Below are 24,213 nucleotides of genomic sequence, written 5' to 3' on the forward strand. Positions count from 1 at the left end.
CCGGCCCGTTGACGTTATGCCAGGCTCTGCCCGGCCTTGAGGGTGGCGGCAATATTTCGCGCGCTCATCCGTACATTCTCCGCCGCGTTTTCCAGCGCATCTTCCAGCGTGCAGATGGTATAAATAACGCTGAATACTGCATCCAGGCCGTGTTCATGGACCACGCCGACATCGGCGGTGAGGCTACCGGCAATACCAATCACCGATTTGTTATGGCGTTTGGCAATGCGGGCGATACCCACCGGCACTTTGCCATGGATGGTCTGGCTATCAATGCGCCCTTCGCCGGTGATCACCAGGTCGGCATCGGCGATCTGCTCATCCAGTTTCAGCGCGTCGGTAACAATTTCGATCCCCTGACGCAGCTGGGCGCCGCAAAACGCATACAGGCCCGCGCCCATACCGCCCGCCGCGCCGCCGCCTGCCAGTTCAAGCACCTGAATATCCAGATCGCGGGCAATGCGCTGAGCATAGTGCTCCAGCCCGCTATCCAGCCGCGCGATCATCTCCTTTGTCGCCCCTTTCTGTGGGCCAAACACCGCCGATGCCCCCTTGTCGCCGATCAGCGTATTGCAGACGTCGCAGGCGACGTCAATCTGACAGTCGGCCAGACGGCCGTCCAGTTCACTGATATCAATGCGCGCCAGCGACTCCAGCGCACCGCCGCCGGGCGCAATGGGATTATTGTCGCAGTCGAGAAGCTTAGCGCCCAGCGCCTGAACCATACCGGCCCCGCCATCGTTGGTGGCGCTGCCGCCGATACCAATGATAATGTGCCGCACGCCGTTATCCAGCGCATGACGGATCAGCTCGCCGGTTCCCCAGGAGGTCGTTTTTAGCGGATTACGCTGTGCGGGCGGGACCAGCTCAAGCCCGCTCGCCGCAGCCATCTCAATGAAAGCGCACTGCTCGTCGCCGGAAATGCCATAGAACGCATTAACCGGCTCTCCCAGCGGGCCGGTAACCTCAACATGGATCAGACGTCCCTGTGTAGCGGCAATCATGGCATCAACGGTGCCTTCGCCGCCGTCTGCAACCGGGAGTTTTACGTAATCGGCATCAGGCCAGATTTCACGAAAACCACGCTCAATGGCGGTCGCCACCTCAAGCGCGCTCAAACTTTCCTTATACGAGTCCGGTGCAATCACTATTTTCATAAAGCATCCTTTTGCATGTTGACGTTGTTACGCGTAAGCCGGGAGAAAGACCGTTACCGTGGGACCGGTCCCGCAACGATTAGCGTACCATGCAGGGGCGCTTATTATCAAATGTCCAGTTGGGGATCAGATACTGCATTCCCATCGCATCATCGCGGGCGCCCAGACCGTGTTTTTGATACAGCTCGTTCGCCTTCATCACCTGATCCATATCGATCTCCACGCCAAGGCCCGGTTTCGCCGGCACCTGCACCATTCCGCCTTTGATCTGGAACGGTTCCCTGGTCAGCCGCTGGTTACCTTCCTGCCAGATCCAGTGGGTATCGATGGCGGTGATTTTGCCTGGCGCAGCCGCAGCGACATGGGTAAACATCGCCAGTGAAATATCAAAGTGGTTATTGGAGTGCGAGCCCCAGGTCAGGCCAAACTCATGGCACATCTGCGCCACGCGAACCGAGCCCTGCATGGTCCAGAAATGCGGGTCCGCCAGCGGGATGTCCACCGATTGCAGGGATAGCGTATGCCCCATCTGCCGCCAGTCGGTCGCGATCATATTGGTCGCCGTTGGCAGGCCGGTGGCGCGACGGAATTCCGCCATCACTTCACGTCCGGAGAAACCCTGCTCCGCGCCGCACGGATCTTCCGCGTAGGCCAGCGATCCCTTCAGGTATTTGCCGATCTTAATTGCTTCATTGAGCGACCACGCACCGTTCGGATCGAGGGTGATACGCGCTTCGGGGAAACGTTTTGCCAGCGCCACGATAGATTCGGCCTCTTCGTCACCTGCCAGCACGCCGCCTTTAAGTTTAAAATCGTTAAAACCGTATTTTTCATACGCCGCTTCCGCCAGGCGCACCACCGCATCCGGGGTCATGGCCTCATCATGACGCAGACGATACCAGTCGCATTTTTCATCCGGCTGGCTCTGATAGGGCAGCGGCGTCGCTTTACGGTTGCCGACGAAGAACAGGTAGCCCAGCATTTCAACTTCGTTACGCTGTTGACCTTCGCCTAATAGCGACGCGACGTTAACGCCCAGATGCTGACCCAGCAGATCCAGCAGCGCGGCTTCGATACCCGTGACCACGTGGATCGTGGTGCGCAAATCGAAGGTCTGTAATCCGCGGCCACCGGCATCGCGATCGGCGAAGTTATTGCGTACCGCCGTTAAAATATTTTTGTATTCGCCCAGCGTTTTACCGGTGACCAGTTGGGAAGCTTCTTCCAGGGTCTGACGGATTTTTTCGCCGCCGGGAATTTCACCCACCCCGGTGTGACCAGAGTTGTCTTTAATGATGACAATATTGCGGGTGAAGAACGGGGCGTGCGCGCCGCTCAGGTTCATGAGCATACTGTCGTGCCCGGCCACCGGGATAACCTGCATGGAAGTGACGACAGGAGTAGAAGTTTGCGAAGTCATTGTTTCATCCTTTTTAATCAGTGACGGCCGAAAACAGGACGTTTACGGTCAAATGTCCAGCCGGGGATCAGATACTGCATCGGGCCCGCATCATTACGCGCGCCGCCGGGAAGCTTCTTATAAGCCTCATGCGCTTTCTGTACCTGCTCCCAGTCAAGCTCCACGCCAAGCCCAGGCGCGTCCGGGACGGCAATATTGCCGTCTTTTATTTCCAGCGGATTTTTGGTCAGGCGGCAATCGCCCTCCTGCCAAATCCAGTGCGTATCAATGGCGGTTGGCGTACCCGGCGCGGCCGCGCCAACGTGGGTAAACATCGCCAGTGAAATATCAAAATGGTTGTTGGAGTGGCAGCCCCAGGTTAATCCCCAGTCATCGCACAGTTGCGCCACGCGTACCGCGCCGGAGAGGGTCCAGAAGTGCGGGTCGGCCAGCGGAATGTCGACGGCGTTGAGCATTACCGCGTGCCCCATTTCGCGCCAGTTAGTCGCGATCATATTGGTGGCGACGGGCAGTCCGGTGGCGCGGCGGAACTCGGCCATCACTTCACGCCCGGAAAAGCCCTGCTCTGCGCCGCACGGATCTTCGGCGTAGGTCAGTACATCGTTCAGCCCTTTACACAAGGCAATGGCTTCATCCAGCAGCCATGCACCATTGGGGTCTACAGTAATGCGCGCCTGCGGGAAGCGTTTTTTCAGCGCGCGCACGGTATCTATTTCCTGCTCGCCCGGCAGCACGCCGCCTTTAAGCTTAAAGTCTTTAAAACCGTAGCGATCCTGCGACGCCTCTGCCAGACGCACCACCGCCTCGCTGTTCAGCGCCTCCTGATGGCGCAGGCGATACCAGTCATGATTGCCCGGTGTGCTTTCCAGATAGGGCAGATCGGTTTTGGTCCGATCGCCGACGTAAAACAAATAACCAAGCACGGTTACCGCATCGCGCTGTTTTCCCGGCCCGAGCAGTTCGCATACCGGCACGTTGAGGGTTTTTCCCAGCAGGTCGAGCAGCGCCGCTTCAAGCGCGGCAACCGCATTCACCCGCAGTTCGAAAGTCCACGCGCCTTTACCAAAGGTATCAAAATCCGCCGCCTGGTTACCTTTATGGACGCGCTGGACCACCTGGTTCAGACGCGCCACTTCCTGACCCACCACCATTGGAATGGCATCGGTCAGCGTTTTCAGGATCACCTCCCCGCCGGGCGCTTCGCCTACGCCGGTGTTCCCGGCGTTATCCGTCAGCACCACGATATTACGGGTGAAGTACGCATTATGCGCGCCGCCAATGTTCAGCAGCATACTGTCATGACCGGCCACCGGGATGACCTTCATATCCGTTACAACAGGACTTGATTGCGTTGTCATGGTTACCTCTCCACTACGGGTTTCAGTTCGACACGTTTGATATCACCGACCAGTACCAGGTAGCTGAGTACTGCGACCAGCGCATGAATACCGACATAAATCAGCGCGCCGTTGAAGGAGCCGGTGGTGCCGACGATGTAACCGATAGCGATAGGCGTCACGATACCGGAGATGTTGCCGAACATATTGAACAGGCCGCCGGAAAGACCGCTGATCTCTTTCGGCGCGGTATCCGCCATGACGGCCCAGCCCAGCGCGCCGATACCTTTACCGAAGAATGCCATCGCCATAAAGCCGATAATCATCCATTCAGTTTCGACGTAGTTACAGAACACCATCACCATTGAGAGCAGCATACCGAGCACAATAGGCGTTTTACGGGCAATATTCAGCGAGCCGGTACGGCGCATCAGCCAGTCGGAAATAATCCCGCCGAGGACGCCGCCGACAAAGCCGCAGATTGCCGGAACCGACGCTACAAAGCCCGCTTTCAGGATCGACATCCCGCGCGCCTGCACCAGATACACCGGGAACCAGGTGATGAAGAAGTAGGTTAAGGCGTTAATACAGTATTGACCAAGGTAAATACCAATCATCATGCGTGAACCGACCAGTTGTTTGATCTGCCCCAGTTTGACGCTCATCGGTACTTTTTGTTTATTGCTCTTCTGATCCATATTGATCAGCGCGCCGCCTTCAGCGATATACTCCAGCTCTTTTTTGTTCACGCCCGGATGCTGATTCGGCTCGTGGATCACTTTTAGCCAGATAAAACTGAGGATGATGCCCAGCCCGCCCATAAAGAAGAAGACGTGCGACCAGCCCACTTCATGCGTTAACCAGCCCATGATCGGGGCGAAGATGACGGTGGCAAAATATTGCGCGGAGTTAAAAATAGCGACCGCCGTTCCCCTTTCCTGCGCCGGAAACCAGGCCGCCACGATGCGACTGTTGCCGGGGAAGGAAGGCGACTCAGCCAGGCCTACCAGGAAGCGCAGGGTAAACAGCGCAACGATAATGCCGAAACCGCTGAAGATATCGACGAAGCCCTGCAACAGGGTAAACATCGACCAGATAAAGATGGACCAGAAATAAACGCGTTTTGAGCCAAAACGGTCGAGCAGCCAGCCGCCCGGTATTTGACCGATAACATATGCCCAGGAAAAGGCGGAGAAAACGTATCCCATGCCGACCGGATCGAGCCCGATATCTTTCGCCATCTCGGAGCCAGCGATAGAGAGGGTGGCGCGGTCGCCATAGTTAAACGAGGTGACGATAAACAGCATCACCACTATCCAGTAGCGAGCATTGGTCCGCTTTTCAGCGGCGCTCGCCGTATTGCTTAATGAACTCATTGTTGTACTCCTGAATCATAGCCTGTAGCTACGCTCATTCTGAACAGCACAACCGTAGGGTAATCAGAATGACGTGTTAGTGTTTTCGCAGTTTTTTAACTAAGGGTCGTTATCGCCCGTTTTACTGCTCTTTTTTGACTAGCCAGAAAAGTGTATGACGAGAGTGGTGGGGCCTCACCGTGCATGCGCACAGCATTCATCAGGGCTTAAACGGGGATTTATGGCTTTAGCCCAATGCAGTGGGCGGTACTTCACGGAAATGAAAATCAGGCGCGTATTACCGCCAGGTAAGGAAATGGGATGTGCAGGAGTGTGAAATAGCTCGCTTGACGTGGGGTAATTGCCCGTTCAAAACCCTTCATTACAAAGGGTTTTACTGGCATTTGCCTGACGCTAATTTGATTAAGCATGGAGACAGGATCGCGGGTTCATTCTAACGGCTGACCGGCCTATCAAGAAGACGCTCTCTGGCAGGGAGAGCGCGCATGTTCTATTTTACCATTGCGCCCCACTGTTCCACCCAGGGGCTGGAAACCGTTTCAGGTTCGGGGTCTTCACTGGCGTCAATCATCAGCACCTCGCCGATGCGCTGGGCACCCTGCTCCTGAAGCAGCTGGTCGAACTTTTTACCACCGCCGCAAAAGTGCGAATAGGTGCTGTCGCCCAGCGCGATAATGCCATAGCGCAGGTTCGGCTGATGGCCGAGTTTATCGTGGATCCCCTGATACAGCGGCACAATGCTGTCCGGCAGATCGCCCTGTCCGGTAGTAGACGTCACCACCAGGGCATAGCCTTCATGATAAGGCTGCCAGTCCGCCAGCTGTGGATCCTCAAACACCCGGGCGCGGTGCCCCTGCTCATTAAGGATAGCCTCAGCCTCTTCCGCCACCAGCAGCGCATTGCCGTACATGGTGCCGACAAAAATCCCAATCTCCGCCATTTGTTAACTCCCTGATTATGCGTCTGCACTATCCTGGTAGGTATCTGGCGGAAACTCAACCCTTTCGTTATCGGGGAGAAGCGTGCGCCAGCCGAAATGCGTAAGCGCGTCCATCCACACCGGGTCCAGCCCGGCACGCAGGATCAGCGGCTCGCCGGTAAACGGATGCGTCAGCGTAAGCTGGCTGGCATGCAGCATCAAACGCTGACAGCCAAAATGCGCCGCCGCGCTGCGGTTCTGACGCAAATCGCCATGTTTACTGTCGCCGATGATTGGATGGCGCAGATGCGCAAGATGGCGACGCAACTGATGTTTACGCCCGGTTTCCGGTTCCAGTTCGACCAGCGAATAGCGGGTCGTCGGGTAGCGTCCGGTGGCAACGGGCACTTCAACGGTTGCCAGTCCGCGATAGTGCGTTACCGCAGGCTGCGGCTCGCGGTTCTCACGCGCGAACTTATCGGCGATTTTATCCAGTTCTTCGACCAGCGGATAATCCAGCACCGCGTCATCGGTCAGCCAGCCGCGCACAATAGCATGGTAGCGCTTCTGGATTTGATGCTGCTCGAACTGCTGAGCCAGCCGCCGCCCGGCCTCGCTTGATAGCCCCATCAGCAGCACGCCGGAGGTGGGGCGATCCAGCCGATGCGCGGTAAAAACATGCTGACCAATCTGGTCGCGAACCGTCTGCATCACCACCACTTTTTCGTCGCGATCCAGCCAGCTGCGATGCACCAGCCAGCCGGAGGGTTTATTGACCGCCACCAGCCACTCGTCCTGCCAGAGGATTTCCAGCATCAGGCGTTATCGTCCGTAAAAAAGGCGTCCAGCTGCTGAAGTTCGAAAACCACCTCATCGCGCAGCGGATGGCTGGCGTCGAGAGCAATCTCATAATAAGGCGCGACGGCAAAGCTTTGCGGCAGCGGCTGGCCGCTTTCCAGCAGCGCATGCATCCGCGGGATAAGCACCCACTGTAGCCATTCAAGTGGCTCCAGCGTATCCATAAAAAACGGTTGAGTGCTTTCAAATACGCTGGCGTCCGGCACGCTGGTCTGCCAGTGGTCGTGTTTACGCAGCAGCGCTTCAATGGTATGCAACTGCTCACGCACGCTATCGTGGAGTGTCATGGAAACCTCACAGGCTCTGAATATCTGGCGCGAAGGATAGCATTAGTCAGGCAGAAACAAAAAAAGGGGGCACTGTTAAACAGTGCCCCCCGGTTCGTTTCGCAGCTATCCCGCTACTTTTTATGATGCTCCCTGCTCATCCATGACAACTTTTCCTGTTGGTCTCCTGACCTGTTCATCCGTAAACAATGCGTCCTGCTCACACCACCCCGATGCGATAACACTTTTCCTTAAGCGCATCCCTGGCCATCCTGACCCACCGAGCATCCTGTTCGGTTCACTTTCTCCTTCCTGGAGGTGTCCTTGCTATGCGTCCTGCATATCCCTTAACTTCATCCTGAAGCCTTCCCTGAAGCACCGTCCTGGTGTGTCCCTGTGAAGCGTCATCATCCTGATGTTCGCTTCGTTTGCCACTCCCTGTCGGCGGACATAGAATCGTCTATTCCTTAGCGTCTTACAACTAGTCTTAAGCAAATGCCTTAAGAAAAGTTTTACTTAAAACCCATAATGGAAAAGTTATCTCTATGATTAATATTGTATTAATCATGATATGAACAAATTATGGAAGAGCACAGTCTCTGCGATCTCTCACAGGCAGTGTGAGAGATCTCTTACAAATGACCCTGGGCAATGGATTACAACGCAGGCTCAAGTTGGCTAAGAAAATCCGCAAGCGAAGGGGCAAGAACGCGACGTTTAGCGGTTCCCAGCGTCTCCTGCACCACCTCACCACGCAGATTACACACCGAAATGACCTCCAGTTCGCTATCCAGTGTCGCAATAAAGAGCGTGGGTGAAAGCTTGAGGCGCTTCTGGGTAACCAGGTGGCCGATGAGATTCTCCTGAACGCGACGGAAATCCTCCGCACTCCACGTTTGCAGCAGCGTGAATGTTTGCTCGCCGTGACGCGCCTGCATATCACCGGCATATTGCGTCGTATAAAAAGCCTGCGCAGAGGGCTGAATCACAATATCCATCGCCCGTTCAACCGCGTGGAGGTGAGGTTCGCCGTCAAAAGGCTGTGGTTGCCAGAGCACCACATGGTCGGTGGAGGAAACAATGCAGGGCGAAGGCACGCCGTGAAGCTCCTCGCTCTGCGGCCAGCTGGTATGCTCATGCCGCCATACATCACAATAACGTTGGGTAAACGCCTTCAGCGCCTGTGCAGTTTGTGGGTCCACTGATTTCTCTCTTTACGTCGGCCAGGATACACTTGTGCGATAGTGTACCTGCTTTATAACGGTGAAACATGTCTTCCTATGAAAACCATCAGGCGCTTTCCGGCCTGACCCTCGGTAAAACAACCCGTTACCGTGACACCTACGACGCCACGTTACTACAGGGCGTACCGAGAAGCCTGAATCGCGATCCGCTGGGTCTGCACGCGGACCATCTGCCCTTTCACGGCGGAGATATCTGGACGCTGTATGAGCTCTCATGGCTGAATGCGAAAGGCGTGCCGCAGGTCGCGGTCGGCCAGGTGCAACTCGACTACGCCAGCCTCAATCTGGTGGAATCGAAAAGTTTTAAGCTCTATCTGAACAGCTTCAACCAGACGCGTTTTGCCAGCTGGAATGACGTTCAGGCCACGCTGGTGCGCGATTTGAGCTCCTGCGCACAGGGCAACGTCCAGGTCACGCTGTATCATCTTGATGACCTGGAAGGCCAGCCCATCGCGCCTTTCAGCGGTGTGTGCATTGACGATCAGGATATCGAGATTGAGAGCTATGAATTTAACGCCGATTTTCTCAAAAATGCGGCTGGCGGCGAGGTGGTGGAAGAATCACTGGTCAGCCATTTGCTGAAATCCAACTGCCTGATCACCCATCAGCCGGACTGGGGCTCGGTACAGATCCAGTATCGCGGTCCGGCTATCGATCGGGAAAAACTGCTGCGCTATCTGGTCTCATTCCGCCATCACAATGAGTTTCATGAGCAGTGCGTGGAGCGCATTTTTAACGATATTCAGCGTTTCTGCCAGCCAGAGACGCTCAGCGTTTATGCGCGATATACGCGCCGGGGTGGGCTGGACATCAATCCGTGGCGTACGAATAGCGACTTCTTACCTGCCACTGGCAGACTGGTACGTCAGTAGGCGATTATTTTGTTCATAACTGCGATCTTGTCCCGATCGCGGGTTGTGAAAACCGGGCTGCGGGGGCTATTGTAATCACAGGGAGCGGCGATTTTCGCCCCATAAGGAGTTCACTTGATTACACATGTAAGCCCTCTTGGCTCAATGGATATGTTATCGCAGCTGGAAGTTGACATGCTTAAACGCACGGCCAGCAGCGATATTTATCAACTGTTTCGTAACTGTTCACTTGCCGTTCTTAACTCAGGGAGTCTCACCGATAACAGTAAAGAGTTGCTGTCGCGTTTTGAGAATTTCGATATCAACATCCTGCGCCGCGAGCGCGGCGTCAAACTTGAGTTAATTAATCCACCGGAAGAGGCGTTTGTTGACGGGCAAATTATCCGCTCGTTACAGGCCAACCTGTTCGCCGTCCTGCGCGATATCCTTTTCGTCTACGGCCAGATCCACAACACGGTCCGCTATCCCGATCTGGATCTCGAAAGCTCGGCCCACATTACTAACCTGGTATTCTCAATCCTGCGTAACGCCCGCGCGCTGCACGTTGGCGAAGCGCCGAGCATGGTCGTGTGCTGGGGCGGTCACTCGATCAACGAAAAAGAGTACCTGTATGCCCGCCGCGTCGGCACCCAGCTGGGTCTGCGCGAACTGAATATTTGTACCGGCTGCGGACCGGGCGCGATGGAAGCGCCGATGAAAGGCGCGGCGGTCGGCCATGCCCAGCAGCGCTACAAAGACGGGCGGTTTATCGGTATGACCGAACCGTCGATTATTGCCGCTGAACCGCCGAATCCGCTGGTCAACGAACTGATCATCATGCCCGATATCGAAAAACGCCTTGAAGCGTTTGTGCGTATAGGGCATGGGATCATTATCTTCCCCGGCGGCGTGGGGACGGCGGAAGAACTGCTCTATCTGCTGGGCATTCTGATGAATCCGGCCAACAAAGATCAGGTTCTGCCACTGATCCTCACCGGGCCGAAAGAGAGCGCCGACTACTTCCGCGTGCTGGATGAGTTTATCGTCAGTACGCTGGGCGAGGCGGCCCGCCATCATTACCAAATCATTATTGATGATGCCGCCGAAGTGGCGCGGCAGATGAAAAAAGCGATGCCGCTGGTGAAAGAGTGCCGCCGTGAAACCGGCGACGCCTACAGCTTTAACTGGTCAATCCGTATTGCGCCGGATCTTCAGCTGCCGTTCGAGCCGTCGCATGAAAACATGGCGAACCTGAAACTGTACCCGGACCAGCCGGTCGAGGTGCTGGCGGCGGACCTGCGTCGCGCCTTCTCCGGCATCGTCGCGGGCAACGTGAAAGAGGTCGGGATTCGGGCGATTGAGAAATACGGCCCTTATAAAATTCACGGCGACAGCGAGATGATGCGCCGTATGGACGACCTGCTTCAGGGCTTTGTCGCGCAGCATCGTATGAAGCTCCCCGGCTCCGCCTACATCCCCTGCTACGAAATCTGCAAATAATCCTCCAGGGCGACCCATAAGTCGCCCTTATTCCTTGTCGCTTTATTAAGCTTCTTTAACCGGCTACGCCTGGATAAACGGCGGTGATTTATTTGATTTAATTATATTAAAGCCAGCCAAAACGCCATTAAAAGCGCCTTTTACAGTGCAAATATCGTTACTTCTCTCAATGCCTTCCAAAAACCATCCTGCGAATGCTAGCCTTTGCGCCCGTAAACTCTATACGGGTAAAAAATGACAGATAAATGGTCTAAATAACCACACATACGAAGTAGATTATTGTAATTGCGATCGGGATCACTGATGCATTGATAACATAAATGTATCTTTCGCCGCGAAAATAGTTACGGCAAAAAATTATAAAAAATCGCTTACCTGACGAATTTCATACTACACATACCCAATTTTGCATTGAATTTGACCAGTAAATTGAATTTTAGCTTCCTCAGGAGAAACAGATGGAAACCACTCAAACCAGCACCATTACCTCTGCCAAAGCGCAGAGTACATGGCGTAAAACAGACACCATGTGGATGCTGGGCCTTTACGGCACGGCGATTGGCGCGGGCGTATTGTTCCTGCCAATCAACGCAGGCGTTGGCGGTATGATCCCGCTGATTATTATGGCGATCCTTGCCTTCCCTATGACCTTCTTTGCGCACCGTGGCCTGACCCGCTTCGTGCTGTCCGGTAAAAATCCGGGTGAAGATATTACCGAAGTCGTGGAAGAACACTTTGGTATCGGCGCAGGTAAACTGATCACCCTGCTCTACTTCTTTGCCATTTACCCGATCCTGCTGGTATACAGCGTGGCTATCACCAATACCGTTGAAAGCTTCATGACCCACCAGCTGATGATGACCCCGCCACCGCGGGCGATCCTGTCGCTGATCCTGATTGTCGGCATGATGACCATCGTGCGCTTCGGCGAGCAGATGATTGTTAAGGCAATGAGCATCCTGGTATTCCCGTTTGTTTTCGCCCTGATGTTGCTGGCGCTGTATCTGATCCCACAGTGGAGCGGCGCGGCGTTCGAAACGCTTTCATTTACTACGGCGGCTCCCACCGGTCACGGCCTGTGGATGACGCTGTGGCTGGCGATCCCGGTGATGGTTTTCTCCTTCAACCACTCGCCGATCATCTCCTCCTTTGCCGTGGCAAAACGTGAAGAATACGGCGTGGACGCAGAGAAAAAATGCTCCCGCATTCTGGCTTTCGCCCACATCATGATGGTGCTGACGGTAATGTTCTTCGTCTTCAGCTGCGTGCTGAGCCTCTCCCCGGCCGATCTGGCAGAAGCTAAAGCGCAGAACATCTCCATTCTGTCCTATCTGGCGAACCACTTTAACGCGCCGCTGATTGCCTGGATGGCCCCGATCATTGCGATGATTGCCATCACTAAATCCTTCCTCGGCCATTATCTTGGCGCACGCGAAGGCTTTAACGGCATGGTTATCAAAACCCTGCGTGGTAAAGGTAAATCTATTGAAATCAACAAGCTGAACCGCCTGACCGCGTTGTTTATGCTGGTGACGACCTGGATTGTCGCCACGCTGAACCCAAGCATCCTCGGCATGATCGAAACGCTGGGTGGACCGATTATCGCGATGATCCTGTTCCTGATGCCGATGTACGCGATTCAGAAAGTCCCGGCCATGCGTAAATACAGCGGCCACATCAGCAATGCCTTTGTGGTGCTGATGGGTCTTATCGCCATGTCTGCCATTTTCTACTCCCTGTTCAGTTAACTCCCCCGCGCCATCTTCGGGTGGCGCGCTTCATTACCTCAGTGGACGCATTATGATTAGCGTTTTCGATATTTTTAAAATCGGCATTGGCCCCTCCAGTTCGCATACCGTCGGCCCGATGAAAGCGGGTAAACAGTTTACCGACGACCTGATTGCTCAGGGTCTGCTGTTCGATGTCACCCGCGTGGTGGTGGATGTTTACGGCTCACTTTCCCTCACCGGTAAAGGCCACCATACTGATATCGCCATTATTATGGGGCTGGCGGGAAATCTGCCGGACAGCGTGGACATTGCGGCGATCCCGGCGTTTATCCAGGATGTGAATACCCACGGGCGTTTGCTGCTGGCCAACGGCGAGCATGAAGTGGAATTCCCGGTCGACCAGTGTATGAATTTCCATGCCGATAACCTGTCGCTGCATGAAAACGGGATGCGTATTACCGCGCTGGCCGGAGAAAAAGCGGTGTACAGCCAGACCTATTATTCCATCGGCGGCGGCTTTATCGTCGATGAAGCACACTTCGGCCAGTCTGCCGATGCGCCGGTCAGCGTGCCGTATCCGTACAAAACCGCCGCGGATCTTCAGCAGCACTGCCGTGACAGCGGTTTGTCCCTTTCCGGCCTGATGATGCAGAACGAACTTGCCCTACACAGTAAAGAAGAGCTGGAACAGCACTTCACTAACGTATGGGACGTGATGCGCGGCGGAATCGAGCATGGCAGCGTTACCGAAGGCGTTCTGCCGGGGAAATTACGGGTGCCGCGTCGCGCCGCCGCCCTGCGCCGGATGCTGGTTAGCCAGGATAAGACCACCAGCGATCCGATGGCGGTGGTGGACTGGATTAACATGTTCGCGCTGGCCGTCAACGAAGAAAACGCCGCCGGGGGCCGGGTAGTCACCGCGCCGACCAATGGCGCGTGCGGCATCGTTCCGGCCGTGCTGGCCTATTACGATAAATTTATCCGCGAAGTGAACGCCAACTCGCTGGCCCGCTATCTGCTGGTTACCAGCGCGATCGGCTCACTGTATAAGATGAACGCGTCCATTTCCGGCGCGGAAGTCGGCTGTCAGGGTGAGGTCGGCGTGGCGTGCTCAATGGCAGCGGCGGGTCTGACGGAGTTGCTGGGCGGTAGCCCCGGTCAGGTATGCATCGCGGCTGAGATTGGTATGGAGCACAACCTCGGTCTGACCTGCGACCCGGTGGCCGGTCAGGTACAGGTGCCGTGCATTGAGCGTAACGCGATTGCCGCCGTTAAAGCGGTCAACGCCGCCCGCATGGCGCTGCGTCGCACCAGCGAGCCGCGCGTCTGCCTCGATAAAGTCATTGAGACGATGTACGAGACCGGTAAGGATATGAACGCCAAATACCGTGAAACCTCGCGCGGCGGGCTGGCGATGAAGATTGTGACCTGCGATTAACCGTGGCAATGGCGCTTTTCGTGGGTAACGGGATGCCATCTCGCCGTTTCCCCTGAGAAGCTGCGTTGCCCGCACTCTGATGCCTCGTTTTGCGAGGCATCTTCCTGATTTGCCCTCGCTTTATAGCCTCTCCTGCTTCACGGTGGTACCCTGACGCCAGGTTTAAAGGAGGATACCCGTGGCCGTTCATTTACTTATTGTCGATGCGCTGAATTTGATTCGCCGTATTCATGCGGTACAGGGATCGCCGTGCGTGGATGCCTGCCAGCATGCCCTTGACCAGCTTATTGTTCATAGCCAGCCGACGCACGCGGTGGCGGTGTTCGATGACGAAGCACGCAATATCAGCTGGCGGCATCAAAAGCTGCCTGACTACAAGGCTGGCCGCGCACCGATGCCGGACGATTTGCATCGTGAAATGCCGCAGCTTCGCGCGGCCTTTGCCCGCAGCGGCGTGCGCAGTTGGGAGAGTGCCGGCAACGAGGCCGACGATCTGGCCGCTACGCTCGCCGTCAAAGTGGCGCAGGCCGGGCATGAAGCGACTATCGTTTCGACCGATAAAGGTTATTGCCAGCTTCTTTCGCCGACCATTCGCATTCGTGACTATTTCCAGAAACGCTGGCTGGATGCGCCCTTTATCGCTGCCGAATTTGGCGTGACGCCGGAGCAACTGCCCGACTACTGGGGGCTTGCCGGTATCAGCAGTTCGAAGGTGCCGGGCGTGGCAGGCATTGGCGCGAAAAGCGCCACGCAGCTACTGACGGAATTTACAACCCTGGAAGAGATATACGCCCGCCTCGACGAGGTGCCGCAGAAGTGGCGTAAAAAACTGGAGGACAACCGCGAAATGGCCTTTATTTGCCGGGACATCGCGCGGCTGCGTTCAGATTTACAGATTGACGGCAATTTGCAGCAGCTTCGGCTGCGCACGTAATTTTATCGTCGCCCTGACGTTTCGGGAAAGGGCGACGAGAACCTTACCGCTCGTCGCGACGACCACCCACTGCCGCCCACATACGGCGCACGTGCACGGTCACCTCTTCCCTGTCGTGGTAAAGCTGACGCGCCTGGATCTGAGCGTTAATACCGTTCTCGCTCAGTTTTCCCTCGATGTATGCCAGGTTATGCGATACCTCTTCATAGCGCTTTTTCATCGGCAGCTTAAGGTTAAAAATGGTTTCCCGGCACCAGCCGTTCACCAGCCACTGCGCCATCAGCGCGGCGACTTTTGCGGGCTTCTCAACCATATCGCAAACCATCCACGAAATATTATTACGCGTCGGTTTATACCTGAAGCCGTCTTCGCGCAGCCAGGTCACCTGACCGGTATCCATCAGACTCTGCGCCATCGGACCGTTATCGACTGAATAAACCCACATATTGCGTTTAACCAGCTGATACGTCCAGCCGCCGGGGCATGCCCCGAGGTCAACCGCATACATGCCGTTCGCCAGCCGTTCATCCCATTCATCGGCAGGGATGAACACGTGCAGCGCCTCTTCCAGTTTAAGCGTGGAGCGACTCGGCGCATCGGCCGGAAACTTAAGACGCGGAATGCCCATATAAAACGGGGAGTTGTTATTGCTGTAAGAATAGCCCGTATAGCAGCAGCCCGGCGCAATAAAGAAAACGTGTACCACCGGGCGTTTGGCTGATTCATAGCTGGTCAGCACTTTCGCCTCACGCAGCGCAGCACGCAGCGGTACGGTAAACTTGCGGCAGAACTTCATCAGCTCTTTGCTTTCATTGGTATCCGCGACTTCAACCCGCAGATCGCCGCCCTTCTCTACCACGCCCTGCAACATACCAACAATCGGCGTAATACGATCCTCTGGCGGCAGATTTTGCAGCAGTTCACCGGCGACAAACATCTGGCGGGCAAAAATCAGCGAACTAAAAGGTAATTCCGCCGCCAGTTTGTCAGCTTCATTCGCCTGATAACATTCAAAAATGACGTAACCTGAATTTTCTTTTACTCGCGCGAAGCCGTAGATTTCACGGCGGCCCGCTTTATCGGTGATTTCTGCTGCACACTCTTTCTCAAACCCGGAGCGACACAATAAAATCAGCTTATTCATGAACAATGCCCTTACGCTTCAGGCGAATCGCACCGACTAACATCAGCGCCCAGCCAGCCAGAAAACAGACGCCGCCAACCGGCGTCACAAACGCCCACAGACGCAAATGCGAGAGCGCCAGACAGTAAAGGCTGCCGCTAAACAAGACGGTTCCCAGCGCCAGAAATACGCTGCTCCAGTAAAACCAGATGCTGATACGACGCTGCATCGCCACCGCCAGCGCGAAAATCGCCAGCGTATGAAATGCCTGATATTCAAGGCCGGTGTGGATCCAGCCCATTTCTACAGCGCCCATTGATTTACTTAACACGTGTGCGCCAAACGCGCCCAGCGCCACAAAAATAAAACCGCTAATGGCGGCAAAAATCAGCATAAAACGGCTGGTCATGTTATTACCCTACAGTTATTTATTGTTCGTAACGGAAGCGGAATTTTTCTTGCTCACTGGCCGCTTTTGCCAGGATCCACTGACGAAAGGCGGCTATTTTACCCAGTTCTGCCTGGCTGTCATGACAAACCAGATAAAACGCATTCTTACTCACCAGAACATCATTAAAAGGGCACACCAGACGGCCCGCTTCGATTTCTGACTGCGCCATCACATTGTTTGCTAAAGCCACGCCCTGCCCGTGAATTGCCGCCTGTAACACCATGGCGCTGTGGCTGAAAATAGGCCCCTGCTGCACATTAATATGATTAAGCCCGAGCTGCCGGGTATAGGTTTGCCAGTCGCGGCGAGAGGCATCGTGCAATAACGTATGTTGCGCTAAATCTGCCGGCGTTTTCAACGCTTTATCCCCGGTTAGTAGCACCGGTGCGCAAATCGGGAGTAAATATTCGGCATACAGTTTTTCGACGCGCAGGCCGGGCCAGTTGCCGCGCCCATAAAAAATCGCCACGTCCACATCGTCCGCCAGTTTATCTTCTTCGCGGTCCACCGCCTGGATTCTGACGTCAATTCCCGGATAAGCTGAGTTAAAGCTGGAGAGCCGGGGCACCAGCCAGTGAATGGCGAAACTGGGCAATAAACTCACCGTCAGCGCCCCTTTCGCACTGCGCGATTGCAGTTTACGGGTTGCGTCGGTTAATTGCGAAAATATCTCTTTTATATCCTGGAAATAGCTCTGACCTTCCTCGGTCAACAAAAGCGATCGATTGCGTCGGCGAAAGAGCTTTAACCCCAGGAAATCCTCAAGAGACTTGATTTGATGGCTCACCGCAGCCTGGGTCACAAAGAGCTCGTCGGCGGCGCGCGTGAAGCTCAAATGACGCGCGGCAGCATCAAATACACGTAATGCGTTGAGAGGGGGTAATCGCTTTGACATAGTGATTCTGGCTCAAATGTTAATGCAAATTAACAAACAGGAAACAGGACGCTACCTATTAGTTTTTTTTATCTGAGCCATTATAATTTGTCCGTTGAGCTTCTACCAGCAAATACCTATAGTGGCCGCACTTCCTGAGCCGGAACGAAGAGTTTTATTGGAATGCGTGTTCTGATGAACTTTTGGCTTACGGTTGTGATGTTGTGTTGTTGTGTTTGCATTTGGTCTGCTCTTCAGACCACGGTAGCCAGGCTACCCTTTTCACTTCCTGTACATTTACCCTGTCTGTCCATAGTGATTAATGTAGCACCGCAAATTGCGGTGCTTTTTTTTACCTGAAATCTGGCTTATTTCTCCAGAGCAACCATCTCTTTCACGTCAGAACGGTTGATTTGCTGTTTGTTACCGTTGGCATCTTTATAGGAGATCATCCCGGTATCATTATCGGTGACAGGTTTCCCGTCAGAAACGATAGTCCGGCCATCATTAGTATGCATTACATAGTTCGGGCCAGAACAGGCGCTCAGGGCAAACGTCAGCATACAGGCGGAAATAATTGCGGCAGTCTTTTTCATCTTCTTCTCCTTTTAGCAATTCATGCTATAGAACCATCATTTAGTAACAGGCTAAAACATTCACCTAACAGTTATCAGCATAACCCACCATAGAAAACCTGCCAGGATTACAGGACAATTCTGATGGTTTTCAACATGCTTGCGCCGGGAAGTGAATTGCGCGACGATCCCGGTCTTACGATGAGGAATGCCATGAATACGTTCAATCCTGCGCAATTTCGCGCGCAATTTCCGGCGCTGGCCGATGCTGGCGTGTACCTTGATAGCGCGGCCACCGCGCTAAAACCGCAGGCGGTTATTGATGCCACGCAGCAGTTTTATAGTCTGAGCGCAGGGAACGTGCATCGCAGTCAGTTTGCTGAAGCCCAGCGTCTAACTGAACGTTATGAGGCCGCGCGCGAACGGGTCGCACGCCTGCTTAATGCGCCGTCAGGCAAAGATATTGTCTGGACCCGTGGAACAACAGAAGCCATTAATATGGTGGCCCAGTGTTATGCCCGCCCACGCCTGCAGCCCGGTGATGAAATCATTGTCAGCGAAGCAGAGCATCATGCCAATTTCGTTCCCTGGCTGATGGTTGCAGAGCAGACCGGGGCGAAAGTGGTGAGATTGCCGCTTGGCGCGGACTACCTGCCTGACGTGGCGCGCTTAGCGGAAATCATTACTCCACGCAGCCGTATTCTGGCGCTGGGACAGATGTCGAACGTCACCGGCGGCTGTCCGGATCTGGCGAAAGCCATTGGCATTGCGCACGGCGCAGGCATGGTGGTGATGGTTGACGGCGCGCAGGGCGCGGTTCATTTTCCGGCTGACGTACAGAAGCTGGATATCGATTTTTACGCCTTCTCCGGGCATAAACTCTATGGACCTAACGGGATAGGCGCACTGTATGGCAAAAGTGAACTGCTGGAGAGCATGTCGCCGTGGCTAGGCGGCGGCAAGATGATCGTCGAGGTCAGTTTTGCCGGGTATAAAACCCAGCCGGTACCCTATCGCCTTGAAGCCGGCACCCCCAACGTGGCAGGTGTCATCGGACTAAGCGCCGCGCTGGAATGGCTGGAAGGAACGGATATCGCCCAGGCAGAAAGCTGGAGTCGTGGACTGGCAACGCTTGCCGAAGATGCGCTGGCGAAACGGCCGGGCTTTACCTCCTTCCGGGTGCAGGACTCCAGCCTGCTGGCCTTTAACTTTGCTGGCGTTCATCATAGCGATATGGTGACCCTGCTGGCCGGATACGGTATTGCGCTGCGCGCCGGTCAACACTGCGCCCAGCCGCTGCTGGCGGCACTCGGCGTCGACGGTACCCTGCGGGTCTCCTTTGCGCCCTATAATACGCAACATGATGTTACTGCACTGGTTAACGCCGTTGACCGTGCGCTTGAAATCCTGGGGGATTAATGACTAGCCCTGCTTTTGCCGGACACCCTTTTGGCATCACGATAACCGAAGAAACGTTGAAAAAAACCTTCGCTCCGCTGATGCAGTGGGAAGAGAAATACCGGCAGTTAATTCTGCTGGGAAAACAACTGCCCGCGCTGCCGGACGATCTTAAAGCGCAGGCGCGGGAAATTCCCGGCTGTGAGAATCGCGTCTGGCTGGGTTACACCGTATCGCCGGAAGGGAAAGTGCATTTCTTCGGTGACAGTGAAGGCCGCATTGTGCGCGGGCTGCTGGCGGTGTTGCTGACCGCCTGCGAAGGAAAACGCGCGGCTGAACTGCTGGCGGGGGATCCGCTGGCGCTGTTTGATGAACTGGGCTTACGCAGCCAGCTTAGCGCCTCGCGCAATCAGGGATTGAATGCGCTCAGCGAAGCGGTGCGCGCTGCTGCACTGAACGTTGAGTAACATTACGCTACCAATGGCGTAATGCCTGCCCGGCGGCGCTGCGCTTGCCGGGCCTACAAGTACCCATCTCGTTGATATTGAAGTATTGCCCGGAACGGGCAAGGCGCAGCCGCTATCCGGCAAGGCGTGCGGCTTTCGCCATCATCTTCTTCAACGCGTGAGACACGGCGATAAAGCCAAACGTTGCCGTCACCATCGTTGCGGCACCAAAACCTGAGGCGCAATCCATCCGCTTTGGTCCTTCTGCCGTGCTTTTCATGGCGCAGACTGAGCCATCCGACTGAGGATACACCAGCGCCTCGGTAGAAAATACGCAGTCCACGCCCAGTTTACCCTTGCTGTTTTTGACTACGCCAAAATCGCTTTTCAGCCGCTCGCGCAATTTTGCCGCCAGCGGATCCTGAATGGTTTTCGCCAGATCGCTGACCTGAATTTGCGTCGGATCGATCTGCCCCCCCGCGCCGCCGGTGGTGACCAGCGGGATTTTATTGCGTCGACAAAAGGCAATTAGCGCGGCTTTTGGCCGCACGCTGTCGATGGCATCAATCACATAGCTATGGCCCTGATTCATATAGCCTGCGACGTTGTCCGCCGTCACAAAATCATCAATGACGGTTACCCGGCACTCCGGGTTAATCTGTCGAATTCGCTCAGCCATCACCTCGGCTTTTGCCACGCCCACCGTTTCCCGCAGCGCATGGATTTGCCGGTTGGTGTTGGTGACGCAGACGTCATCCATATCAATCAGGGTGATCGCGCCGATGCCGGTGCGTGCCAGCGCCTCAGCCACCCAGGAGCCAACGCCGCCAATGCCCACCACGCAAAAATGCGCGTCCGCAAAAAGCTGAAGCGCCTGCTCACCATATAAACGTGCGGTGCCGCCAAAACGTTGACGCCAGGCATCGCTGATTACTACAGACATAAAACCTCGGAATGTAAAAACATAAACTGCGGAGTCATGATCCGCCCTCTCCCCACCGGGAGAGGGCGAGAAGGGTTAACCACTAAATACGTTACCTGATGTCAGGCCACCGCCCGCGCCCGGCGCATTTTTCAGCACCCAAACGCGGCCATAGTGATTATACCAGCCCGCGCGGTGCCCGGCATCGGCGCCAATACCCTGGTAAATATCAAAGTGCTGACCTTTAATGGCGCCACCGACATCCAGTGCCACCATCAGACGCAACTCATACTGACCGTTAAACTTGCCGTTGTTATCCAGCAGCGGCACTTCCGCCAGCAGCGTGGTCCCCGCCGGGATAATGCTGCGGTCGGAGGCAACAGAAGCGCGACCAATCAGCGGCACCGCGCTGGCCCCTTTCACCGGCGCATACGACTGCGGTTTAAAGAAGACGAACGACGGGTTCTGCTCAAGCAGCTCCTGCACTTCAGCCTCGCTGTGGGTTTCTCCCCAGTGGCGGATGGCCTGCATCGACATGTCTTCGCGCTTCACTTCACCACGGTCAATCAGCACTTTGCCGATGCTGCGATAAGGCCAGCCGTTTTTACCGGCATAGCTAAAGAAATTGAGCGGCGAACCGTCGCCGAAATCAATATAACCGCTGCCCTGCACGTCCATGATGAAGTTATCCATCAGCGAGTTGCTGTAGGCCAGAACGTAGCTGTCACTCAGGCCGCCTGCATAAATGCTCGCGCGCGACGGCAGTTTTCCGCGCTTCGGCGGCATACGGTAGATAGGATACTGAAACTCGCCCTGGCGCGTATGCCGCGCCTGCACCACCGGCGTGTAGTAGCCGGTAAACTGCACGTTGCCGTAGTGATCGGCCCCTTCCATCTGCCAGGCATCAATCCCAAACTGGCGCATGGTGCGGGTATCGCCGCCGGAACGTAACCAGTCCTGCACGGCGTTATAAATATTGCTCTGGGAACCATAGAGACGCGGCGAGGCGCTGCGGATCTGGCTAACCTGCTCGGAAAAGTCGCCCGCGTTAATTGGCGCGCCTACCGCGTCAGGCTGGTTTACCAGAGAGAACGGCTGGGTAAATTTCCCGTCTTCATACTGTTGACCGCGATCGGTGGGTTTTGAAGAACACGCGGCTAGCATGGTTACCACCGCCCCCGTCAGAAGATATTTTGCCCAACGTCCTTTCATTGTTCTCATCTTTTAGTTGCCTGAATGCCGAATGAAGATAACAAACCCCTGAACCTATTGAAATGCGCATACGCACCCTGATACAAATTCCGTGCAAAAAACGAACCGCTTTGTGCTGTTTTTATCCACATACTCATCAAATTTATGATCTGGTTAAAAAAAGGGTTGCATGAAAATGGCAGCAGAGTATAGTGCGCTTCCACGGACGCGGGGTGGAGCAGCCTGGTAGCTCGTCGGGCTCATAACCCGAAGGTCGTCAGTTCAAATCTGGCCCCCGCAACCAATACAATGTGAAGAAAGACGTTACTCGATGGAAGAGTAACAGACGGACGCGGGGTGGAGCAGCCTGGTAGCTCGTCGGGCTCATAACCCGAAGGTCGTCAGTTCAAATCTGGCCCCCGCAACCAACACATTGTGCAGTAAAACGTTACTTAATTGATAAGTAACAGACGGACGCGGGGTGGAGCAGCCTGGTAGCTCGTCGGGCTCATAACCCGAAGGTCGTCGGTTCAAATCCGGCCCCCGCAACCAATATTTACGCGTCCGACAATGTGAAGATAATGAAGCCGCAACGCTGATTCAGCCTGCGGTTTTTTTACGTCTGTCGTTTATGAACAGCAGTATTGCCCTCTCTTTGCCGGGTGGCGGCTTCGCCTTACCCGGCCTACAATATCTGTTCTATCAATGGCTTAGGCGGTGATGAATACTGCCAGACGTTTATCCTCTCCTCGCCAGCGTCGCCCCGTCCGCAAAATAAGCTTTAATCCCGGCCAGAATTGATTCAGCCACTTCCTGCTGGAAGGCCGCCGTTTTCAGCTTGCGCTCTTCTTCGATATTACTGATAAACGCGGTCTCCACCAGAATCGACGGAATATCCGGCGCTTTAAGCACCGCAAAGCCCGCCTGTTCGACGCTGTTCTTATGCAGGTTATTAACCTTGCCAAGCTTATTCAGCACCTCTTTACCAAACTTGAGGCTGTCGTTAATGGTCAGGGACTGCACCATATCGAACATGGTGTGGTCAAGATAGCGGTCGCCGCTTTTGCTTACGCCACCGATTAAGTCGGCGGCGTTCTGCGTCCGGGCGAGGTATTTGGCGGCGGTACTGGTTGCGCCTTTCGTTGACAGCGCAAACACCGAGGAGCCGCTCGGCTGGCGGCTGGTGAAAGCGTCGGCGTGGATAGAGACAAAAAGGTCAGCGCGCTGCTTCTGGGCTTTTGCCACACGCACTTTCAGCGGAATAAAGACGTCTTCGTTGCGCGTCATAAAGGCTCTCATATTGCCTTCTTTCTCGATCAGCGCCCGCAGGCGACGGGCGATTTGCAGCACCACGTCTTTTTCCCGGGTGCGGTATTTCCCTACCGCGCCGGAGTCTTCGCCACCGTGTCCGGGATCGAGCATAATTACAATCGGCCTGTCCTGCCCGGCCTTACCCGGTTGCGGACCGCTTTGCGCAGGCGGCACCTGCTTCTCCAGATCGCCCTTATTATAATCTTCCAGCAGCGCCAGCAGTGGATCCTGAATGTCCTGCGCGTTTGCCGGATAGAGATCCAACACCAGACGCTCTTTAAAACCGGCCACCGGCGCCAGCGCGAAAAGCTGCGGCTTAATGTTTTGCTTGAGTTCAAACACCATTCGCACGGTTTGCGGATCAAATTGCCCTACGCGTGCAGACTGAATAAACGGATCGTTACTGCTGATCTGGGCGCCCATGCCCTTCAGCACTGAATTCAAATTCACGCCTTCCAGATCGACCACCAGCCTTTCGGGATTGCTGAGCGCAAACTGGCGGTACTTTAGCATCTTATTGGATTCGATCGTCACGCGCGTATAGGTTGACGCAGGCCAGACGCGCACCGCCACAACCTGACTCACGGCAGCGAAACTGGTCTGACTGACGCTTAACAACCACATCGCCCCTGCGCCCTGCAGTAAACGGCGGCGGCTTAGTGCTGATTTGCTTCCCGACATGCAATTCCCAGGCAAAATTATCGTAACTGTTTATAAAAACATCCAAATTGACCGGAAACTTTAACCAATGGCGCATACGCTGTCACCCCTAAAAGGGTAAACATTCTTTTTCGGATCGCCTTTCCCTTGAGAAATTTCTAACCCACAGGCTTAATTTTGACTTGCGCCGAAGGGAAAAACAGAATAAAAATACACTAATTTCGAATAATAA

At 55.0% G+C, this 24,213-nt stretch carries 22 protein-coding genes and 3 tRNA genes; 10 read left to right on the plus strand and 15 right to left on the minus strand.

Annotation, left to right across the window (positions count from 1 at the left end; genetic code table 11):
- Positions 1-14 precede the first annotated feature (14 nt).
- The 8 genes from P0H77_RS17255 to syd form a co-directional block, all read right to left on the minus strand.
- Positions 15-1,157, minus strand: a complete 1,143-nt coding sequence (locus tag P0H77_RS17255; protein WP_276158518.1) for a glycerate kinase — start codon at positions 1,155-1,157, stop codon at positions 15-17.
- 79 nt (positions 1,158-1,236) lie between these two features.
- A complete protein-coding gene (gene gudD / locus P0H77_RS17260) occupies positions 1,237-2,577 on the minus strand; it encodes a glucarate dehydratase (protein ID WP_276158519.1) in 1,341 nt (446 codons plus the stop codon).
- Between the two features lie 17 nt (positions 2,578-2,594).
- Positions 2,595-3,935 carry an enolase C-terminal domain-like protein gene (locus tag P0H77_RS17265; RefSeq protein ID WP_276158520.1) on the minus strand — a complete coding sequence of 447 codons (1,341 nt, stop codon included), beginning with the start codon at positions 3,933-3,935 and terminating at the stop codon, positions 2,595-2,597.
- A gap of 2 nt (positions 3,936-3,937) precedes the next feature.
- Positions 3,938-5,290 carry an MFS transporter gene (locus P0H77_RS17270; protein ID WP_276158521.1) on the minus strand — a complete coding sequence of 451 codons (1,353 nt, stop codon included), beginning with the start codon at positions 5,288-5,290 and terminating at the stop codon, positions 3,938-3,940.
- 490 nt (positions 5,291-5,780) lie between these two features.
- Positions 5,781-6,230: a flavodoxin gene (locus P0H77_RS17275; RefSeq protein WP_276158522.1), complete on the minus strand. Its 450-nt coding sequence runs from the start codon at positions 6,228-6,230 to the stop codon at positions 5,781-5,783.
- Positions 6,231-6,245: 15 nt separating this feature from the next.
- The gene (truC, locus tag P0H77_RS17280; protein WP_276158523.1) at positions 6,246-7,025 is read right to left on the minus strand and encodes a tRNA pseudouridine(65) synthase TruC; all 780 of its coding nucleotides are present in this window, start codon (positions 7,023-7,025) and stop codon (positions 6,246-6,248) included.
- Positions 7,025-7,354 (minus strand): YqcC family protein, encoded by a 330-nt coding sequence (locus tag P0H77_RS17285; RefSeq protein ID WP_276158524.1) that lies wholly within the window; start codon positions 7,352-7,354, stop codon positions 7,025-7,027. Before P0H77_RS17285 ends, truC begins: the two co-directional genes overlap by 1 nt.
- Positions 7,355-7,989: 635 nt before the next feature.
- Positions 7,990-8,535: a SecY-interacting protein gene (gene syd, locus P0H77_RS17290; protein WP_276158525.1), complete on the minus strand. Its 546-nt coding sequence runs from the start codon at positions 8,533-8,535 to the stop codon at positions 7,990-7,992.
- Positions 8,536-8,603: 68 nt separating this feature from the next.
- Between syd and queF the strand changes: the two genes are divergently transcribed.
- The 5 genes from queF (at position 8,604) to xni (ending at position 15,030) form a co-directional block, all read left to right on the plus strand.
- Positions 8,604-9,449, plus strand: a complete 846-nt coding sequence (gene queF / locus P0H77_RS17295; protein WP_276158526.1) for an NADPH-dependent 7-cyano-7-deazaguanine reductase QueF — start codon at positions 8,604-8,606, stop codon at positions 9,447-9,449.
- A 114-nt stretch (positions 9,450-9,563) separates the two neighbouring features.
- Complete coding sequence (gene ppnN, locus P0H77_RS17300) at positions 9,564-10,928, plus strand: nucleotide 5'-monophosphate nucleosidase PpnN (RefSeq protein ID WP_276158527.1); 1,365 nt, start codon at positions 9,564-9,566, stop codon at positions 10,926-10,928.
- Between the two features lie 458 nt (positions 10,929-11,386).
- Complete coding sequence (locus P0H77_RS17305; RefSeq protein ID WP_276158528.1) at positions 11,387-12,676, plus strand: HAAAP family serine/threonine permease; 1,290 nt, start codon at positions 11,387-11,389, stop codon at positions 12,674-12,676.
- Between the two features lie 52 nt (positions 12,677-12,728).
- A complete protein-coding gene (locus P0H77_RS17310) occupies positions 12,729-14,096 on the plus strand; it encodes an L-serine ammonia-lyase (protein ID WP_276158529.1) in 1,368 nt (455 codons plus the stop codon).
- 178 nt (positions 14,097-14,274) lie between these two features.
- On the plus strand, positions 14,275-15,030 hold the full coding sequence (xni, locus tag P0H77_RS17315) for a flap endonuclease Xni (protein WP_276158530.1): 756 nt from the start codon (positions 14,275-14,277) through the stop codon (positions 15,028-15,030).
- 43 nt (positions 15,031-15,073) lie between these two features.
- Here the strand turns inward: xni and rlmM are convergent, their stop codons facing one another.
- From rlmM to P0H77_RS17335, 4 genes are all read right to left on the minus strand, one after another.
- On the minus strand, positions 15,074-16,174 hold the full coding sequence (gene rlmM, locus P0H77_RS17320; RefSeq protein ID WP_276158531.1) for a 23S rRNA (cytidine(2498)-2'-O)-methyltransferase RlmM: 1,101 nt from the start codon (positions 16,172-16,174) through the stop codon (positions 15,074-15,076).
- Entirely contained in the window at positions 16,167-16,562 is a 396-nt protein-coding gene (locus P0H77_RS17325; protein WP_176920916.1) for a DUF423 domain-containing protein, read from the minus strand. Before P0H77_RS17325 ends, rlmM begins: the two co-directional genes overlap by 8 nt.
- A gap of 19 nt (positions 16,563-16,581) precedes the next feature.
- Positions 16,582-17,499 (minus strand): glycine cleavage system transcriptional regulator GcvA, encoded by a 918-nt coding sequence (gene gcvA / locus P0H77_RS17330; protein ID WP_276158532.1) that lies wholly within the window; start codon positions 17,497-17,499, stop codon positions 16,582-16,584.
- 347 nt (positions 17,500-17,846) lie between these two features.
- Positions 17,847-18,074 carry a YgdI/YgdR family lipoprotein gene (locus tag P0H77_RS17335; protein WP_103675203.1) on the minus strand — a complete coding sequence of 76 codons (228 nt, stop codon included), beginning with the start codon at positions 18,072-18,074 and terminating at the stop codon, positions 17,847-17,849.
- 192 nt (positions 18,075-18,266) lie between these two features.
- On the opposite strand from P0H77_RS17335, the gene csdA reads away from it, so the two are divergent.
- A complete protein-coding gene (gene csdA, locus P0H77_RS17340) occupies positions 18,267-19,472 on the plus strand; it encodes a cysteine desulfurase CsdA (protein ID WP_276165169.1) in 1,206 nt (401 codons plus the stop codon).
- Positions 19,472-19,918: a cysteine desulfurase sulfur acceptor subunit CsdE gene (csdE, locus tag P0H77_RS17345; protein ID WP_276158533.1), complete on the plus strand. Its 447-nt coding sequence runs from the start codon at positions 19,472-19,474 to the stop codon at positions 19,916-19,918. Before csdA ends, csdE begins: the two co-directional genes overlap by 1 nt.
- 112 nt (positions 19,919-20,030) lie before the next feature.
- Here csdE and tcdA read toward each other — a convergent pair whose 3' ends face one another.
- Entirely contained in the window at positions 20,031-20,840 is an 810-nt protein-coding gene (gene tcdA, locus P0H77_RS17350) for a tRNA cyclic N6-threonylcarbamoyladenosine(37) synthase TcdA (RefSeq protein WP_276158534.1), read from the minus strand.
- Between the two features lie 75 nt (positions 20,841-20,915).
- The gene (gene mltA / locus P0H77_RS17355; RefSeq protein WP_276165170.1) at positions 20,916-22,031 is read right to left on the minus strand and encodes a murein transglycosylase A; all 1,116 of its coding nucleotides are present in this window, start codon (positions 22,029-22,031) and stop codon (positions 20,916-20,918) included.
- Positions 22,032-22,237: 206 nt separating this feature from the next.
- Between mltA and P0H77_RS17360 the strand changes: the two genes are divergently transcribed.
- The 3 genes from P0H77_RS17360 to P0H77_RS17370 all read left to right on the plus strand — a co-directional run bounded on the left by P0H77_RS17360 (position 22,238) and on the right by P0H77_RS17370 (position 22,562).
- Positions 22,238-22,314 (plus strand) — tRNA-Met (locus P0H77_RS17360).
- 47 nt (positions 22,315-22,361) lie between these two features.
- Positions 22,362-22,438: transfer RNA gene (locus P0H77_RS17365), tRNA-Met, on the plus strand.
- Positions 22,439-22,485: 47 nt separating this feature from the next.
- Positions 22,486-22,562, plus strand: a tRNA-Met gene (locus P0H77_RS17370).
- A 186-nt stretch (positions 22,563-22,748) separates the two neighbouring features.
- Here P0H77_RS17370 and amiC read toward each other — a convergent pair.
- Positions 22,749-24,002 carry an N-acetylmuramoyl-L-alanine amidase AmiC gene (gene amiC / locus P0H77_RS17375; protein WP_276158535.1) on the minus strand — a complete coding sequence of 418 codons (1,254 nt, stop codon included), beginning with the start codon at positions 24,000-24,002 and terminating at the stop codon, positions 22,749-22,751.
- Positions 24,003-24,213 lie beyond the last annotated feature (211 nt).

The organism is Superficieibacter sp. HKU1, from assembly GCF_029319185.1.
GTDB lineage: Bacteria > Pseudomonadota > Gammaproteobacteria > Enterobacterales > Enterobacteriaceae > Superficieibacter.